This window comes from Legionella qingyii (assembly GCF_003184185.1).
Window position 1 is genome coordinate 107,158 of record NZ_QHJG01000004.1, and the last position, 21,315, is coordinate 128,472.

The following is a 21,315-nucleotide window of genomic DNA, read 5'->3' on the forward strand; positions in this document are numbered from 1 at the left end:
AGGAGTCAGGGATTTATTCGTATGTTACGTCCTTTTAATTATGAATTTGAGAGTTATTCAGCTTCAAACATGCGCAGTGCTATTTATGGATTCGCTCATAGGTGGCTTTGATTAAGTCAAACCTGTTAACTTAGTATTTAGAGACGGGCTGGACTATTATCTTTGAAAACTTTAACTAGAAGATTCACTTTTTCGAGTAAGTATGTTCGTGGAGAAGTTGGTTTTAACTAAGACGTTAGGCAGAACGTACTAACTAAAGCCGATCATTGAGACGTTTTCCTCCGTATAATAGTAGGGCAAGTTAGTAGCTGCTATAGCCGGGGTTCGCGACATTACAACGTCGTATTTCTAGGGTCTGCCCAACTTAATGACCACGTAGTACGCATAGCTATTACATTAGTGGTACTAAGCTCACCGGACGATTTACCTAAACCCGTTGTGCGAGCCCTCCGTATCGTTTTTATATTAGGTAACCCAATTTGACTACTAAATGTCTTGATTGTATTTGCAATAAATGTAGATTATCTTATATTGTTAGGCGGACAAAATGTTAAAGATCCTATTTAAGGGTAAGACTGTAAAGTCTAACAAACATTCAATCTATTGATCTTTGTAAAAGTTAATTTTAGCCCGCAGGATTTTATAGAACATGAACGACTTAAGCGCTATGTTATACTAAATGGCGAAGTGCTCATATCCCTTGTCCGTTGTTTAGTACACGTAAATAAGGCAATTGCGGACAGGTCGTATTTACCAGTCTTTGGGTATGACCAAGCTGAGCTCATTGCTCAAGGAAATCGACGAAATTTATCAGTAATAGGTCTCCTAGGCATGAAGGATTACTTTCTCTTTGTGGTACGTAATGATAACCTATTACTCGAGCATAAACCAGTTCCATTATTTCACCGAAAGGGGGGCCTTGGTATATTAAAAGCCATTCATAGAGTTTGGTTAGATTTAGTCCGAAAACGCGGTTCTAAAGAAGTATTATTAGCCCAGCATTAGGGTCAGGTTTGGGATTTTTCCCGTAAAAAACTCAGTGAAATATAAAACCCGATAGGTACATAATTTAGGCCCCTACTTCTCTTTGGTCCGTACGTTAAGTACGGACCTCGTTACGCTTAAAGTTAACTTTAATAACTTGTTGTCACGGTGGTCGAAAAACCGTCAGAAGAAATCAGTAAAGTCAGTAAGGGAACGGAAACGTTCGCAAAACCGGAAACGTTCGTAACAGTCGTCAAAACGTTCGCGGAACAGGAAATGTTCGCAATGGTGGAACCGTAAAATGGTATGGTCATCTTCGAAGTAGACGACGTTTTCGTCCTCGTTATCGCTTGTATCTTCGTCGTGGTTAACGATTTCGTTGCGGACAATTAACATTAAATAAGTAAATGAATTAAGGAAAATCTCAATCAATTTATACGATATCCGTTTTATATTAAATCGGTGAACGTAAAATCCTTCATTTTAAATTAAAACAGTTCAAGCGGATACCTTTAATTACCAAAAGGAATTTCACTTAGGCCGTTTATTTTGTCCTGAATGCTTTTTAGAGTTCCAGCTCCGTTTTTTACAAAAATTACTCCCTCAAATCTATCTGATTTACTGGCTTAATTTTTGTAAAAAATTGTTTCTCTAACCCCAAAAAGCATTCAGGACATTTTTAGTTCGTCCGGCGAGCTATCTTGACGCTATGCGTTTAGTCAAGGTCAAGCAAGTAGTTGTAGTTTGAGTGACATTACTACATCGTGACTTGGAAAGAGAAGAAAGGAACCATTTTCTTATTTAATAATGAGTTATGTAATTATTCCAAATAATGAATGTCCTGAATCGGAACGTTTCGTTGGAATTAATTTTTGTGACAGATATTAATTCTTATTAATTGCGTGATAATTATTATTCTATACTTAGTTGGAGATAAGTGTGGTTTTCTTTAAAAACTTAAGTAATTCGTCGTACTTGGTAAATCAACGTACTCGCTGCGTACAGAAAGTTTTGAAAGGGCACAAAACCTCTATCTTAGAGCTTGACGACTAAGGGAAAACTAAGTTTTTCCCCTTTTGTACTTACTAGAAATGTAGGACTAATTTCCTGCAGAGATGATAGTCCATTGTCTATGGCTTCCTTTACACTGTAAAGTTCCGCTTAATGTACTTCCCCGTTAGTAGCCACTTTACCGGGAAAATAGACTAAATGGGGCGAGACGATTACAGATATGTAACGCGCTATCATAGTAGAATTTTAATAGCTTCTTTTTAAAGGATTTTAATACGTCTAGTATAGGACTTGATGAGTTATTTTATTGAGTTAAGTGTTAATTCGCTAATTGGCTAAGTGATGTCCCTTAAGTACGACGGAGAAGTGCATTATTTAGTTAACGAAATTAAGGTTATTCTGGGTATTTTCTAGAGCTTAAAGTTAATGTTCTTTACTAAAAAGCAATAAGAATACCCCTTTTTTAAGAAAATAATTGATCGTCAAAGGATCTTTTATTTGGACCGGAGGACCTACTATTACCTTTATACTCATTACTCCCTTAAAATACCTAATTGGTTTAGCTTTTTCTTATGAGAAAATAAAAAATAAATCGCCTACTTTGCTATTGATTAACCTGATTTAAAACACGGGCAGTTCGTCTAAGCGAGCGGATAAATCGCGAACGTCTTCTTGTACTACGACTAAATAGACTTCATCTTGTAATATATAATGTGTACGTCGTATTAAAATAATTTGCTTTGCATAATCATGAAGACGTAGTTTGACGTTTGGGTGGAGCTTTATGATTTTCGACCAATCTTTTTGCGTGGCAGTTGTCAGTAAAAGTACAAGCTTCGTTATGTCTACTTCCATATAGAGCGTACTACGCTTAGAAATGGCTGTTATGGTAAAGGAATCATGAGTCGCCACCACCTCGTGCGCCAGAACGCGTGTATCCACAAATAGCCGATAATCTTCTCGCACCTTATGGCCACCTGATATAACGGCCATGTTCATACCCTCGTTACGAACGACGACAAAACCGCTACCCTATAAGAAGTTCACTCGAGAATTTTGAACAACTTCTTATAAATTAGTTTCCTCGTTTTTAACTAAAATGGAAGGGAATATAACGATAACGATGTCCGTCTTCTCGGTGTCTGTCGGATTAACTTGAGATACCACTCCTGTCAGTTTAGCTTCTAAACACCGACTTGATAAAAACACAGAGTTGTCTGAATTAGTCGTTTTTAAATATGTAAGTACTATCTCCTGCTAATACCCTTAGTTAAGCGAGGTCATATAGGGATGGGAAATAGATGGGTGGCCATAGCAAATTACTGTCTGACGAATAACTACCGCCACATAACTTATTATATGGATGACTACAGTACTCCGTCATAAGAGTATCATCATTTTAATAACGGAGTTTACACTTATTATTGTCATCGGAGAAGTTTAATTGAGGTTATGGAATAAGAGAAAGTCCAACCTTCAACGAAATGTTGTTTAAGTACCCCTTTCTTAGTTATAACGGGTAATTAAATCCACTCAACCACAACGCCAATAATTGGTAATCGAGGGTAGTTTTATGACGCTTTTACTACCGATACCGACTAATACCGTAGTGAAATTTTCATCTGGTCAAGCCATAAAACCTAAAATTTTTTATGTTTCTTTAATGACTTCGTCCTATACTTGTTCGTTTTCGGGTTGAATGGCGAGTTTTAAATCGCCTTAATAATTTTTCGTTGAGAGTCGAAGTATGATTGTTACGCTATATTAAATTAGAAAATCTATGTTTGGATAAAAAAACGGAACGCTCGGTATTGGACTAGTATCTCTCGAGAAAAAAGTCCCCCGTTCCTAAGAGCGGCATTTCGGTAGTAAAGAAGTTCTCTTGGAACCTACGTTAGACCTCATTCCGCTAGCCATTAATTTTTCGGCAAATTTACTAGTTAAAGTACGACGTTTTGTGCTCGTATTTTAGGAAGAAGTTACACGACTACTTTGACCGGACTGAGTAGTATTATCGAGTGCCACTAAACAAGTATAGCGCCCTGGAAGGGCCTAAACGACCTTTGTCTCATTGTGGGAAGATATAGAACGACATAATGTCTTGGACTATGCCCAAGTATCGAACCTAATTAGTAGTGTACGTATCCTATCTTAAAAAATTGTAATAGGGAATTATTTCAGCGGAGAAGTCCTTACATGTGACATTACTAAGAAGAGCCTTTTAATTGGACTCCACGGCGGTTTGGTTGGGGTGGATTGAGTACGTTGAATGAAAAGTACCGACACTAATTTAGAAATAGTAGGACTGAATTTCCTTTGACGTGAAGAACCCGAAATGAGAAATCTTGGACTGCCATAAGTCCAACAAGGTGTCAATGATACAGGTATCGGTATGAGTAACTTAAGGGCTAATTCTTTTTTTTATTGTGTTAAGGGTTCGTATTAAACAAGTATAACGGAATTAAGTAAAAGAAGTTCAAACAACAAACTTAGAGTTTTATTAGTAAATCTCGACCATTGGACAATAAAAAGCGCGCTAAAATAGGGTTTTTTATCTCACTAAGTTTAATACATAATGGCAATTAAATAGTCGCTTAAGGTCCGTCCTCACAATTTCCTATTTGGGCCGTATTCTAGATACTATTTTAAAGTATAAAGGGTTTTACAGCTAGGGATACGTGTGATTTTTATTCTATATAGACGCGGTTAATCTAGTTGTACTACTTCGCTTAAAAGAGAATTGGTACGTCTTTTCGGCCCTAAAAGTGATGGGAAAATAATGTCGGGGGGTTTGAGTACTCCTTAAGGTTTAGATGGATTTTTTTAAGGTCGTTCTTTTAGTTGCTACAAAAAACCGTAATTTAGTTTTGCTAGTGTAATAGCCCCATAAGTTGTAATCACTTTACTAAGCTCCGCATAAAGTTTCGCGGATATACCCTATAAAACGTAGTCATTGAATACGTTCGGTTCCGAATTACTCAGTGCGTAATTTTGACCAAAATTTTCTTTATAAGAATCCTGAGTTTGACGTGGCGTAACTTCGTTTGTAAGTTGGTTGCTTACGACGTAGGTAGGTGAATTAGTGGGTTTTACCAAAAGAGTTCCTCCCCAAGAGTGGTTCTATGAATTTTTAATTACCATATACCACACTAGTAAATGCGAAACGAGATTGGATACTTCTAACCAACCGTTTAGTTATCTGAGTATCTTACGACGTTTTTTATGCGTGGAATGGTTTGGGACGAATTATTAACAGCTATTGGACATTATTGAACTAGACGTTAATTTTTGACTACAGCCAGTATCCAACATCAGTTGGGTTAATGGACGTAAGGCCGCCGAAAACGACGGAAATAAGGTACGTCACACAGAAGCTAATGATTTGTGGCCGATCCTTATTGTAAATTTGCAAATCGACGATTATTTATTGGAAGTCCTCTTCCGAAGGGTGAGACATGCAGGAGTTAACAGTGTTAACGTAGTTTTATAAGTACGTTAAATGGGAGAGAATGAGCACTTTCATGGCGTCTATAAAGCAGTGCCAACCTAGGCGACGTTTACCGTTAAAATAAATAAAACCTTCGTTAAAATTTTTATTTAACGAGTTTCAGATGTTAGTCTCCCTCCCACAAAGCCCATAATTATTAAAACTACATTTGGAGGCGAAAAACGACTTAGTTTGCAAATCAAAGGTGTAGTCTTTAGAATTATGGGAGTAACACGTTATCGAACCCCTTGTATAGAAATAGTCGATTTGGATTCATAAAAAGGTATATGAGCCTTATTAGATATGAATAAGGATCACTGAATTCTTGTATTGTTGTACGAAGTATTACTTACCCAAGCGATAGATTTTATTGGGGCAGTTTTAGTTTTTATTAACGTAGCATGTACCATAGGTAGGTGGAAATACGTCGACACAGAATATCTCTGAAATAGTAAAAAAATATTAATGTATTTAGACTATTCTTGTTACGCGATCTCAGTACTCGCGGTTTAAGTCCCGAAAAAGCGATAGTTTCCGAGCGAGAGGTCTATGACTTAAAAACTTAGCCCAACGTTGGGTTATAAACAACCTAGCACGTTTCGTAAAAGAACGACCTAAAGAACGCAATGTTGACTTGGAGGATTTGACGAATAGCGGAAACTATAGAAACCTGTATTGAGAAAGAATCTATCTCAAAGTCTAAGGAAAACGTTTCTTCTCGGCTACTGCGGGCATTTAAGAGGAAATTAAAAAGGTCAAAGAACTAGTTACTCGTAGTGTATACCTCCTTGTTTATTACTCCTAAATACTAAGAGTAGAAGATGGAATATTTGTGCCGCACAAAGCGGTATTAGTTTTAGATTGCATTAAGGATTTTGACAAACTTTTTTCCGAAACTTTAAAAAAGGTACAGGTTTGTTGGTTGTTAGAGCGACAAGATGTAAAGGTTATTTTTAAACTCATAGGAGATAAAACAGCGGTAGCATTAGGTTTAGAACCGTCTGTAGTAGTTCAGGGAGCTCTTCTTAGAATAATGGTACGAGGACATAAAAAAGTCGTCGTAAGAAAGAGAAAAATAATTCGTTTCGCTTCAGAACTAGTGATATTTAGGTATTGCTATCGAAATTTTCTTCAAAAAACTATCCGCTGTAGGTTTTCCTTTAGACTAGTCTATTGAAGACGTATAGACGGTATCTTGCTTGTAGTATTGGGCTTCCACGTAATGACAAAAGGCGGTTTTTTCCGTCTTGTCGTTAACAACGTAAAAATTAAAGGAAACCTTAGTGGTTAGGTCGACAAACATCACGAGCTAAGTAACCACTTTGTCGCTAACTCCCTCCTACGAGCGAACCTCTCATTTTATTATTTAGTGGTCACCTAACTGATCAAGGAGGGTACAAAAAAAGTCGAAGAAGTCTTTCTCGTCGTAAACCCGAATTTGGTTTAAAGAAAACAAGGGTTGAAGACGTAAAAGGTACTGCTGACTTATTCTGTACTGGACATTAAGCTTAGGGAAAATAAAGTTCTATCTCAACCAGGCAAAGAAACTAAACAAAATTATGTAGCGATGCAACTCGTAGAACCGAAAATAAATTGACAAGATACTCTGAGACTTGAAGAAAATATATAAGAAGAACCTGAGAAGATTTTTCAAGTGATACAACAAAGCCAAGAAACTATAATAAGTCAAAATTAGCAAGTTAAAGGTAATTGAGAAATTTTCGGTAAAAATTAGAATAATTATTGGTTTTATAAGTAAATAATATGTTAGTTTACTAAATATACTATTCTCTAATAAGTACTTTATAAGTGATACGTGACGAGACTTACGTTTTCTCGAACTGTTTCATCCTTCTACTTGGTCTTAAATTCCTGGTATTTTCCTTAATAACTACAATATCTTTTTGACGTGTTCAGTGCTCAAAATATACCTCTTTTAATACCGATGAAGTTTTTTTTAATTCCTTCTTTTCCGGGATTACTCACTTTAACTTCGTTAAATATTCGCAGCGCGGCATGCATTAATATTTGGCGTTTTCGACCTAGCGAGCGAGTAAGTAAGTAACGATCTACGACGTCAAGTTCGGGGATGTCGCTACGTACTTCTTGGAACCAGGAAACATTAGTAAGTTCTAGTCCTATGTAATTTAGCGAATAGTCTGTCACACTTTCGAGACTAAATATGACTTCGGGTATTAAAAAGGTTTCACGTTTACTTTAGCGACGTTCTTGACCAATTATTAGGACTAAAAGTACGTAAAATATTACGTTCATGGGAGTAACACTAGATGTCATTTATAGTTCCAGGAAAACATCGTCGACTAACAACCAACCGTCGACTTTTGAATTACGACTGACGAACACGAGTTCCTGAACCATGAACACAGTAACCAGAACGACAAAGTCGTAATTTATGGGGTCTCACCTTTTGTTTTGATTTAGAAGGGAGACTGTAGTGTCGTTAACGTGGTTAATAACATCCATAAGGCCGACCACTTGGGGGACATCACCGAGCATTTCGTGGTCTTTAAGACCGTACCTTTATTTCCAGAGACCGGGAGGGGACGTAACTCACGAGAACCGGCTAAGTTGGTCAAAAAATCAAAACATCGAAAAATTAACACAGAAAATTACACTCTTTATACGCGGGAGGAAAATAGGTTACGGAGTGAGGATATAAGTAATTGAAGAAAAATTGAAATCTTAATCGAAGTGTTTCCATTTGTAATTATACTGCAAATACTTTGAGGAGCTAATAAAGCTATTTACAAACATTTGGCCATTATAGGTATTTTCCATGTAGAAAATTAGCTTTCTGTTATAAAAAACCTAGCCTTACACACTAGTATTTTCGGGCAAGATTAAAAAGACGACGTCGCTTTTTCTTTCCGGGAACATATCATATATGTTGGCATAGGAAACCGTTTTATTATAGTCTATCAAGTAAAAATTCACAAAGTACTAGGACGACGAGTTATCGCTGTTTAACGGGGTACGCTGCATGTTTTTCATCGTAACGTTCTTATTGTGGTTGTAATTGACGCTGCTGATTTAGTCATTTATATCATTCATTTTTTCAGCATTAATTATGCTCATCTAGTATTGAACCACGTACGAAATAGTATACATATTTTACTCCATACAGCGAGTATAACATACGTTGTTGTTTATCTTAGCGGCGTTCGCATGTGTCACCCTATAGTCTACGTATTCCGCGATCATTGTGTTATTGGTTCTAATTTTTATATCTTACCTGTTAGCGTCGCTCTCCTGATAACGGCGGTAACGCTTATAAACACCGACAAGCGCGTTATCGTGGACAACGTCGTTTAGGTGGTTTATTGCCACTTTTTTATAATCGATTTGGAACAGGTTAGTTGAGAACTAATCTTAATACCGCACACCGACTGTACGGTAGACGGCGACAACGTCTGTTTTCACTAAGTTAGCGTGGCTCGTTTCGTTATCATTTGCGACCTGGCTAATTTAATTTTCGTATAAGATTAACCTAAACCCCATTTACTTTGACACCATTTCAAACGCACTACGGTGGTTTGCACGACGGCTATCAACGTTGTGAAAACTTCACCTTTTCACAAACATTGTGGCATCGATGTTGGTAACGTTAATTTCCTGGTCCTTACGCGAAATTTTTAAAACCCCATTACTAATAGTTATTTTCTGAGTTTCTTCGGTTAGGATGACAACCGGTTAGTTCTACTCCCTTACGAGATTAATTACTATTATTGAAATTTATCTTTCCACGTAATTCTCCCTACACATGCCTGTTAGGTTTTTTTAGCAAGGTAAGTGGATGTTTTTATTATTGTGGCTATGGTGGTCATTTGGGCTGTTATTGACCTAGACCATATTTAAATTAGTGACGGGGGTTAAACTCTTTCGGGTATTTTTGATTTTATTTCGGGCGTTTATTCCAACGATAAACGTTTGGTAGTTACGGTATAGCGCGACACTATAAACGTTCTTATTATTGCTTACGTGGTCATCCTGGACGTTAAACATGGGCCGATGGTGGTTTTTATGGATGCTAATTACGGCGTTATTAACGCCATATTTCTGGAACGAGACCAAACTGTGGTCTTCGTTATCGTTTACGGTAGCGATTCCCGTTACGTTGTTGAGGTTGTTAGTTAGGTCGTTAATCTAAAACATAGGTTATAAAACTACAATCATTTGGTCGTGCTATCCTAAGTTGCTATCGTTCGTAAAAAGTTCGGAAAAATAAAAATCTTATATTAAATGCTGTAGAATAAAAAAACGGAAATGAATAGTTTCTACTCTAAAAACACGACGGTTACTCGCCCAGCCTTATTATTAATTTCAGTTATTTTATCGTGATTCTCTTAAACTTCTTTGTTATGATGCGTACGAATGGAGGACATTCCATATAACGTCTACTAGAAATTTTATTATGTCTTCTTTAAACGATTTTATGTCTCTTCTATCTTTCTGTTACTAGCGTTTTTGAGTCGATTCAAACGTAAAATTTAAAATAAAAAAGTAGGTTACACTCACACGTGCCAATCGTTTTACTGTCTTATATTGACTTGGCTTGGGATACTAGGGCGGGTTATATTGTACGCAGTTCGCGAGACTACGTTGCGACTGACTTACTCACTGATTGTAGTGTCAACAACGTTGTTTCTTTGTGGCTTTTCTTATACGTTACTGTATTGCTGCTTTCCTTTGATTTCAATTTTTTTACGGTGTTTACCGTTTCCAGTTTAGTTTTCCACACGACCCTTCTTATTTAGGCTTATTTTATGGATTCCCTTGTGGATTACTATGTGGTTATTATGCAACTGAGTTAAAAACACCACTACATCAATGTAACGGTCATTGCTGTGACCGTCAGGGGGTTTAGTAGGTGACGGGCAAAACGTAGACTTTTATAAGCTGGTTTTTACGACTTTATGTTTGCCGCTAACGGTATCGCTAGTACGAAAGTTGTATTCCTAAAACGAGAGGTTTTAGTAAATTTGGAGGATTAGCGTTACCCACCATTACTTATAGTGCAAAAAACATTATACGCGAATAAAGTAGTTTAACCCGTTCGTTATATCATCCCTGGTTACGTTAGTTGTTTATTCCATTTTTAACTACTCGGACTACATTGTAACGGCATCCTAATCAGAGACGTCGTTTGAGACATCGCTCTTATTACCGTCCTTATTTTCAGGTTGAGGGATTTCCCGCGTTGAAGAGGGGGAAATAACATTGGTTTTAATGACAGCATCGTCGCTCCCACGTACTCTGTTATATGTCGTGTCCGTATTCAACCCACTATTTATCGTTTATTTTGTAATGTTGCTAGTACGTGGGTACTTCATTATGAGGATTACGTCATTCGAGTTCTGCAAGGAGATGTTATTCTCAACTATATCAATTTTGTCTTCTAACTTCGGTTTATCCCAATAACCATGAGTTTATTTCTTCTCGGTTCCCTGTGTTATGTTACTACGGAGCGTCGTTTCTGGGATAGTCTTAAAGTAGAAAATTACAAACATAGCAGAACCTTTATTGCATGTAATCTATGGAAAATTAAGTAAATGTCACTGTTAAACGCGATAAAAAAGGTAATTAACCTACCTTTTAACTACAAGAAGGACTAATCGGCGACGTGTTTATAGAAGTTGTTGCGTGTGAAATATTAGTGCTAGTACTCGTAGCGCTCGTCACGAAACGTGACGGGTCCTTCATGACTGAGGAGGATCATAGTGAGCAAGATAAACCAAACGAGCATCGCGGCGTAGTTCACGTCAGGGTATTTTACGCGATTAAGAACCAAAGTGGTAATGATTTGAAAGCGGTTAGTCGTTAAGTCCTACTTTAAGACAAGGAAATCTCGGTTCGAAGTCTCGTAGGTTAAGTACTTGGAATGGTTTCTATCCGCTTACGAAACCAACAAGGCTTATTACACGTGATTTCGGGTGAAAGTGGTTTTACCAATTGGTTAAAAAATTAAAACGTTAAAATTCTTGAAATAAATGAAAAAATTAATATAGTGCGAGGACTCTCACGCGCCGACTCGCGCGATAGAACGGAACGCCTACGTATTATAGTTATTATATCAGGTCTGGATATTTACGCCATGCGTAACATAAATGGAGGTAGTTTATGAGGACTTATAGTAATTTCTTTAATGTAAGAAAAATAAAAATTAAGGTAAGTTTATGATCTCAGATAACTGTAAAGTAAATTAAGGGGGATGAAGAGCGCGAAATACGCGACCTAGATATTTCTCTGTGTGATTTTACATGGATAAAAATTTCGCCGGAAATGACCTACGGCCGTATTTCGCGCTTTGCATCCGATTAGTTCGTTAGCAGTTATCTGGGATCCATCGCACTAAAAGAAATGAACCTAAAATAGATTTTAGATACCCTTTGTAAAATAATTTAAAGAGAGTAATTGCAAATTAGTAACTGAGTATATTTTTTTAGTTAAAAAAAGTATAACAGGAAGAACGTATTTAGTCTGTATTAAAGTACTTAATAGTTTCTTATTACTAAATTAATACCGATTACCTATATGTTTTCCCTTACTAACCCTTGAAGGTTTTGTTTTGCGGCTCGGTACTTTTTCGAATATAAAGACGTCATCGTAAGTTTCATTGTTATTAAATCAAGTTCTATTATCTTGTATAGTTAACTCATTGAGGTTTTTTCTCTGTCTAAATCTTTCCTGTTAAAAAATACGTTACCTTTCCCTATGACGTAAGAAAAAAATCAAATCATTAGCATAACCAGCGTAGTGGTTGTGACCGAATGCTACTTGGCCAACACTTAGACCCCATATGGTCAAAAATACTACCTTACGGAGGAAGACCGGGTCCGAAAATAAAGGTCCTAATAAAAGTCATGATGTGTAGGTTAGCGAAATTGCTGTTGTTCCCGTTATCTGAGAGAGACGGGGCATGTCTCGAACTACAACATCGCTTATATTGAGTCAAATAAATAGAATGTTGTTTTTTTTAAAAGCCTCGATTAAATCCAAAAAGACGCGAAAATGGAACCCAACAATTACTAGCACATCTACTACCTAACCCTTTATCGCACAATTTTCGTCTTTTACCTGGTCCACTAAACACCTAACCCGGACGCGACGTTAAGCTAGGTTAATACGCTTTTCTACCTTTTCCTGGAAATAAACAAAGTGCTTAGCTTGACCTACAACACCGGGGTTATCCTGCTATGTCGTCGTAATTACGTTAATTACGGTCGTCGGCAAAAACCAGAAATTTAGGCATAACCCGAAAATGCAAAACCTACTGCGGATTTAACAGATGCAGGCGCGCTAACGTAATAGACACCTTACCACAGTTAGTATCAGGTTTACAACGGAAACCTGGGTTACAATTGAGGTAAGTTCGTCCTGTCCGATAAAAACGTCTGTAACGACATCCAATGCGCCATGATCTTTTCAAGTGACACCCCCATTTACCGATGAAAAAGTTAGTCTAATGACTGTGAAACCAATTACCTCAACCTAAGGGCCCAGCCTTCCTTTCACAAACCCGTTAACCAGGTCCCTACCAGATATCAGAATCGTTTTTGGTGAAATAAAAAAATTTGCATATGAGACTTGTTCTACGGTCTTTAGCAGGGGTTCCATGTTTACCTTAGGACGCAAAACACCGAGTATAGATTCCAACAAACCACCCTTTTACTGATATAGCAAGTGGTTTAGTACGAACTTTTGGCGTAGCTCACGGAGATCGTACCAAAACGGATACTTTTAAAAACCAAATTGTGTTTGGGGCCACGAATATCAACGAGAATTAACTAAAACAAACTAATGAAATATATTAGGTGACATAAATAAGTTAAAAGTCCTTCTTTAATGTAACTTTTAGCCATAATAACCACCGAGATATCGGCCTACGCGGGATCGGAATAATAATTTTCTGGTTAAGGTTCAATGTCAAAAACTCGCTCGTCTACTAAATTTCAGCGCGCCTCGCCCATAATGCTAAAGCGAACTTAATGATTTGCGAAATAAGCGGTTTTTAGAATAACTAGTTCTGTGTAATAGGGTATGAACGTGACGTGCATCAAAAATAACGGTCCGTCTATTACTTGGTCAAATACCCTTTAAAAATACCGTTGTCCCTTAAAGGTACCGTTCGGACGTGACCCTATGAAATAAATGGTTAAATTCCTTTTCTTATGGTCTGGGTTATATGGAAGTTCCACAATTCCAATATCTGCATTTTGAGTTCCTATTTCCGGGGCCGGTTTAATGAAATCTTAGACCTTTTTGTGACGTTAAACTAAATTAACAAAAACGGCTACCACAAGTTAGGAAACCTTCTGTCAACTATAGGTTACGCGTTGGTCTTATAAGTCCAATACAACGTACCGCGCCCTGGAACCTTAAACTTGCTTATGTTTTATTTTGAGAAAAATTACTCGTTCCTGAAATAATGACAAAATTATTTCCTGTAAATAATTGAATAGGCCATATAGTAGTGTTTTTTTTATTTAACTTGACCCAAAAAATACTTTTTTAACGAGAACTCCTAGATCTTCTAAACCCAGGTTGTAGAAAATAGCTGAAAAGACATTTTCGATTTCTTGTAGAGATAGTTAATCGTGTACTGTTCAATGGGGTCCGACGTCGAGTTTATTAGGAGCTATGAGTTAGAGGAAAATACGTCTTTTAACACCTAAAGACACGAATAGCAGAACACTGACTACCTCGCGAAAATAATCCACTACGCTCGTGTCATAATGCGGGGGTACATCCTTTACCACGAAGGAATCGGTAAGTCCTACGTAATTCGGAGTCACTCGTAGAGTTCTTTATACTTCTACAAGTCGTTCGTTAATTACTTACCCTCTTTCTGAGAGAAGGATTTGCTCAACGCTACATACTAAACAGTTTTGCTTACCGACTACGCAATCACAATGTCGGCCACCTTACCGTTCTTTACTTACGCAGTTTTTACGACTCGACCACCCTCGTTTAGGAAGAACCTCTTTTCACCATATGTTGACGGCGGTGTGTTTTTTATACAATTCCTTACGTATGTCTCGACTTCGACGAGCGATATCATGTTTGATATTTTGAATGTCATCTTCTCATAGCATAATCTAGAGAAAAAGTGAAAAAAACACTCATCGAGGGGAGTCCGGGGTTTCATGATACGTCGTCTGCTCTTGGTAACGGTTACTGTTCCTTTAATTAGGGTTAAATTACTCGTGAAGAACGGTCGGATTGGGTATCTTTAATGGAGGTCGTTATCCGTAGTAAAGACGTGGTCGCGGGGTGTAAGGCCGATTTTTTCACCAACGGGTTAACCATATCCACGGTTTATCTCTTTCTTGCTTAGGTGTTGAGACATGTGCACAACTATTTAAATTAACGCCGGTATAATTAGGATTATCTTAATCCTTTTATGGTAACTCATAAGGGAGTTCTACTGACCTTTCGGGGTAAGACCCTAATACGTAATTTCCATTATATTTGGGGCAATAATTCGGATTATTTTTATTTTTTTGCGGTATAGAATAGTTAAATGCTGGCTCAAAATAAAGTCGTAATAACAAGTTCTAATAGGAGCGTTAGTTTGGAAGTCCTGAATGCTTTTTGGGGTTAGAGAAACAATTTTTTACAAAAATTAAGCCAGTAAATCAGATAGATTTGAGGGAGTAATTTTTGTAAAAAACGGAGCTGGAACCCTAAAAAGCGTTCAGGACTGGAATAGTTTGGAAAGTCTTAATGAGTATAAGGTAACGGGGGTGCAAGGAACTATAGGGAAATTTGCGACAACGCGTTTGACTATTTTTACCCGTTCCTTGTTTTAAGAGACGAGTATTATTCCTCAATCCATTCCGAGACGAGCTAACTGAAGTTTGTTTAATATTATCCCTCCATAACTACGCACAGCACGTTATTAAAGAAGTTTTGAGTGAAATAGACGTAAAAAATTGTACAGCATGTAGTGTTTTTTTGAGCAACAGGCGGGAAAAGGAGGAGATGTTACATACACTTTGGTTCATAGAAATCCGCGTAAAAAATAATACCGATTTTTCCGTAGCTGAAGACTTAGTCTGCCACGTGTTACTAGCCATTGCATATTAGCTACTATAAGTTTTGGATTAGAACTTTGATACAGGCGAAGTAAAAAATAGAAAAAATGGCCCTACGAAAACGGCGACCTTTTGAGGAACCGTCGCTTGACAACGCTTCTATCTTAAGGCGAATAAAAAAAGACTCAAAAATTACTTGGCTCGGTTAAAAGGACTAGACGTTCTGAAACCCGTAAACAAAAAGGCGCTAAATAGGTTAGTATAAGTGAATGATTACATTAGCGAGACGGTAATTCTATCGGTACCGAAAGGACCGCATTTAGGTTGTGGTCATGACCGAATAGTGCATTTATAGGTACGTACCGTTATATTAGTCTTTATAGAAAGGTAGGGAAAAGTGAGCCGAGAAGTGACGGTCTGTACCAGTTAAGCAATTACGGGTTACATAAGGGAAGTATGCGTAACCGTTAGTATCTCCGTAGTGCATTGGTAAAATTACCTCTTCTACTTGCGAGTGACAGAACGTGTTATGTCCCTAATACCTATGACCGTAGCGTATAGGAACAAAGACATAAACAAAAACGCTTTGAATTAGGGACTTGATTGTTCTCTCGTAATCTTTATTGCCATTACACGAAGTTTATCCAGTAGGTATTGGGGAATTGTTCTTTGTATTTGGTAAGATACAATTATAAAAAAAGATGACGTTCTGGTAACCAAGTTTTAAATAGTCTAAATAATAGTTAATTAGACGTCTACATGGAAAAGCCGAGCCGTCCGATTTACTCCTAATAAATAGTTTATCAACGAACCTCACTCACGGTGTTATATGTAATTATTTTAGTTATTGACGAACGCGTTTTACTCGTAAGGTATTCAAGACTACGGGAAATAGTCTTTTGAGTTAGGTAAGGAATCCGACCAACCGAACTAATTTGTCTTGGTTTGGAACTAACATTCCTTGTTGTAGTAGGTCAAAGGGTACGTTGTAGTTCTACCCTTGTACTTAAAAAACTTACGCACTATTTCTTAGTATGAATAGTTAGTACCCGTAACCATTGGTCCTTATTACTTTTGCACGGTCTCGGCAATTACTCCATATACCGCTAACGTCGTGATTTCGCGTGTGTCCTTTAAGACAGCGGTAAACACAACGTTGAGGTCAAGGATTACTAAGAGGTATCTCGTGCTATACTAAAAGAAGTTGGGGGACAACAACATTTTTAACATAACGGCGAGCGCGTAGGACTATATTAGGACTAAGTCAACCGGAAGGGCCTAAAGGAGGTATGGGTGCTATAAGGTCATTATTGTGTGGTTTGGGAAGACTCTCTTCAACTGCTTGTTCTCCGTATGCTATCGGTTATACGGGACGTAAAGGTACGTTTATCTCTTAATGACCAAAGAATAGGTGCCTCCCAAATATGGTTCTTGAATTTCAGTTAGGTAAGCGTTGTCCCTAAAATTATTAAACGTACAGAAGTCGGACTTTTAGAACGTTTAATCCAACAAGTCTTCTACCCTTTATTTACTTTATTGCAACGGTTTTTATGCGGTGCCATCGTTTATTTTATTTTTCTTTCTCTTGGTCATTGGTAACGAAAACGTAGTAAAATAAAGTAGATGTAGGTAACAAAACTAACATTTTTACCCATTAGACATATAGGAAAACGTGACGGGGGCATATTTCAACGTGCTAGATTAAGTAAGTTACCGCGCAAAAAAGATTTGGCGTACTGGTCTAGCCCCAACCTTTATTTTATAGCAGGTTTTCGGTGCTCTAGCCGTATTGGTGACCACTGACGAAGCAGCCGGTAAAGGTTACATATTGGCAATAAATGGTAGGTCCCCGGTAATTTAAGAAACGCATTACGCAACTTTAGTTTTGGTATTATAAGCGCACGGGGAACTCAAAGAGGAAGTTATTGTACTTGTATTCGGTTGAGTTTAGCTGAGTCAAGAGCATGTTCACCTTTTTTTTGTCGTCGTCCACGTCATAGACACTGAGGTAACCGTACTGAATGACCTCGCTCTGCCTAAGGACAAGCTACACGCGGTTAAAGTAGTTGTTACCATCGTCAGTGAAGGTCACGTTTTGCATTAGCCAAACGTTAACTTGGCGGTATAACTAGGCAAGCTACTAAACAGGGTAGTGTGTTTTTAACTACTTACTCTATAGGTAACCGACGTACTTAAAGTTGCGGTAGTTTGGGGCGATTTTATCGTAAAGAACGTCGTTAAGCTATTAGAAGTTATTCCGCCCCTTAAAGTGACTCGAAATTACGTGCACCGTGAGGTTGAAGCTGTTTTCATGGTAAAAGTTATTTACACGCGACAGGACTACGGCGTTACCGACTCCCTCGTTGTCCTCGTTACGGAGGACCAACGTCTCTTCCTACACTTTAAGCGGGATGTACGGTTTCAACGTTTATATATCGGGGAGGAAAACGCACTTGTCGTAGGCAATGGTTAAAGGTAGGTCGTTAAACAAGACTCCTTATCTAAGGCCCCCAGGTTCGTATAGGAAAAGGCCAGCCGCTTTAAACGCAACGAAGCCGCTATTAATTCGGACGTAGGCGCGCAACGCGTATTATAAGACGCAATTCAAGACTTCCTCATAGTTAAGGTACCTAACTTGCTAAAGCGCAATTACCTCGGTACTGTTACGCTAAAAAATCGCACTCGAGAGAATTTAATTTTCCTGATTTATTTTAAAGTACCAAGCATCAGTATCAACGGAGTACGTCAATAAGTATGAGTTTTAATTAAGTAAATAAAGAAGATTTTAATTAATTTTGTAAGATAGATACAAAGTAAGATCTAATATCCCATTCTATAACGACTTGTCACCTTGGGTAATGAAAGTATTCCTTTATCTTTACATAGTCTTATAAAATCAACGCTAACTACTATCGCTATGTAGTTACGTTCGGAAGGTCCTTCGCTAATTCGAGTCATTTCACGTAGTCCGTTTTAATGCTTAACACGTGTAATGTTTACTCAAAATACGAGGAATAGAACCTTGGCCCCAACTAATACTCTTCGAACTCCGAAGTAAGTTTCTTATACCAGTTGTTAAAAACTTATTCTACGTTTGGTATCGTGAAGTTGTCGTACGGCTGACACTTCGTGTTGAAGAACTTTACTTAGGGAGATGGCTTTTTCAACGACTTTTTTAGTAACTTCGTCGTTTTTTAACCGGACGACTAAACTAACAGGATCCTTGAGTACCAGCAGCACCGATAGTCGTAAATAACGAACCATCACAGCGTCTTCCACAATAAGCGTTGCGCAGCTACGGCTAAGAAGATTAAGCTCCGTTTTTCAGGATTTCTTCGACCAACGTCACTAAACCAAAATAGTAATGATCTTTGGATTCATTAACGGGATTAGATAAATATTGTTATTTACTATACCAGAAAGTTAAGTTTCCTACAGACTTTTAGAACACTTCTAAAGCGTTCTAAAAAGTGGTAGGTAACTGTCCGTAGCAATGAACCTATGACGTTAAACTTTAAAAAAGAATCGTAACCTTGGTTGAGGTTAACACTGTTGACATTTACCCGTAGTTTTCTCTCTTTTATGTAGTGGCTGTTTAGTGAAAACTTGAGAAGGGTCGGTGAATACGGGAGTATTAGTAATTAGTTTAGCGGTGTTGGTATTTTTTAATTTGGAACTACCATGGTAAGTTATGGTTACCCTACTACACTACTCACTGGTACTTAGTGCAATTGCGGACGAAGTAGTTATTCAGATACTCGTTTAACGACTACAACCCGACCCTAGAGTATGGGGGTTAAGGGGGGGGTTACTTACGATTGTTATGTATTTAGAAGACTGAAAGATATTAAGAGTTAATACAAGAAATAAACGAACTACCTTAGAAGAACGTCTAGTCCATCGTTGGTATGAGGACCGACAAGGACCCATCGTGGGGTAAGAAACTTTTATGGTGACCTTGATTCGGGGTATCTCTTGTGCTCTTGAGATGGGAACTTTGGGCCTTATTTTACTTAACGACCACGTCAACGAAGGACTTACAAAAAAGGTCGTGGTCATATTGGATAAGCACGGAATAGGTCTCAGTTATCACAAAGATTTTTTGGAAGAGATGGGGTTAGGTTATGTACTAATAAACGGTTTCGTGTTTGTAGTTATACACGACTTCATTATCGTAGATATAAGAGTCCTACGTACGCTATTAACTAGGGGAAGCTACCGGTACCTCATAACGACGACCATTACGAACAAAGGTTTAATTAATTTGCTTTTAGACCAAAGGAATCGAAATTAAGTAAATTCGGTAGGGGGGTGTGTATACGAGGAAACAACGGTTCTCCTTAGCATGGTAATCGAGAAAGCCGTTCCCTTTGTATTTATGCCCGTAGACATTGTATTCTAAGTATCTCAACACCAAGTGTTCCTACGCAATTTTAAACTAGTTAAGGAGAGGGTCAGTACTGTAGCGGCGTATTTTTTTATACCTTACCTTCATTCCGACTCCTGTACTACTAAATAGGATATTGTACCTCACTATTTTAGTCGAGTAAAAAAGATGATTTTTTTATTATCAGAATTTAACTTTCACATCATCTTTGGTTGTCGTCAAACGACCATAAAACTACTAAAAAATATAAGCAAGGGATATAATTAAGTTTCTACTAAAAAACCGCCATATAACGCGGGGGGAGTTTATTAAGTCTAAGTCTATAGAGTGAAAAAGAAAAGAATAATAGAAGACCTTATCAATCGTGTGGGTTTAAATAGCTAAACGCTGAATTTTTTACTCGCGATCATAACGAGTTAATCCGTAGTACCGTACTGTAGATGTGCATTTTTTATAGTTTAAACCGATTATGACTACTGTACTAGTAAGTAGCAAACCATATATGACATATTTTGGTCAAGCAAAAGAGATGATTCATTCTATTTTTAGAATTTAGTCCCCCTCACCACCTTTTATTTGTTACCGTCAAAAGCGAGACCATATAAAACTACTAAAAGACCTAATAGGAGAATAAGGTCTTGATAAAAAAGCGTAGTGTAGGACATCTATAACGAATATCGCTAAAATATTTTGAAAACTTTCGTCTATTCAATCTATTGCAGAATGAATGAGTTCTGATATAATGGCGTTTGAATTTTGGACTTCCAAATTGTCTTAATGAGGGTCTTCTATTTGAGTTTCTTTATTTTCTTATGCCACCGTTTCTTGGGGTCTAATGATGTCAGGCATAATTACTAGGGAGAGAACATAGGTGAGACCTTCGTCGTTTTCATGTTAAATTACCTGTTCGACTTTTGTTTACCGATTGGTACTATGACAGAACCTAATAAGGACGTAATGAAAAAAAACGAAACACCTCAAAAAACTATTCCGCGTACCCAAGTCGACGACCGCCTCAAAACCTACAACCCTTTTCATTTCGATTTTAGATGTACCTTTTTCTTTGTGTACATAGTAAAGTTCTACAACGTCCTCATCTACTTCGTTTTCGACTCGAATACCTTCAGCAGCTCAAGGAGTTCTTAGGCGTCGTAATATGAGCATAGCCTCGGGTATATGGATTTCCTCATGAAAATCAACCAGGAGGACCTTGTCCATTTTGTAATGAGCGTGCTCGCCACCGTCCTCTCCGTCCTCATGGTAAAAAAAGTTAATTACCAAGTCTTAAGCATCTTTACAAACAACCACAACCCCGACGTGCGCATGCTCTAGAGAAATAGGTACGTGCCCTTTGTCGAGGCCGTTAATAAAAATAACTACTCGAACTACGA

Annotated in this window: 1 protein-coding gene; it reads right to left on the minus strand. The window is 37.7% G+C overall.

What is annotated here, in order from left to right; genetic code table 11:
• Positions 1 to 2,616: 2,616 nt before the first annotated feature.
• Complete coding sequence (locus tag DGG96_RS03565; protein ID WP_110141600.1) at positions 2,617 to 2,988, minus strand: hypothetical protein; 372 nt, start codon at positions 2,986 to 2,988, stop codon at positions 2,617 to 2,619.
• Between the last annotated feature and the right edge of the window lie 18,327 nt (positions 2,989 to 21,315).

Coding starts and splice junctions, on each gene's coding strand:
- DGG96_RS03565 (WP_110141600.1), bottom strand. CDS start 2,988: ATGGCCGTTATATCAGGTGGCCATAAGGTGCGAGAAGATTATCGGCTA.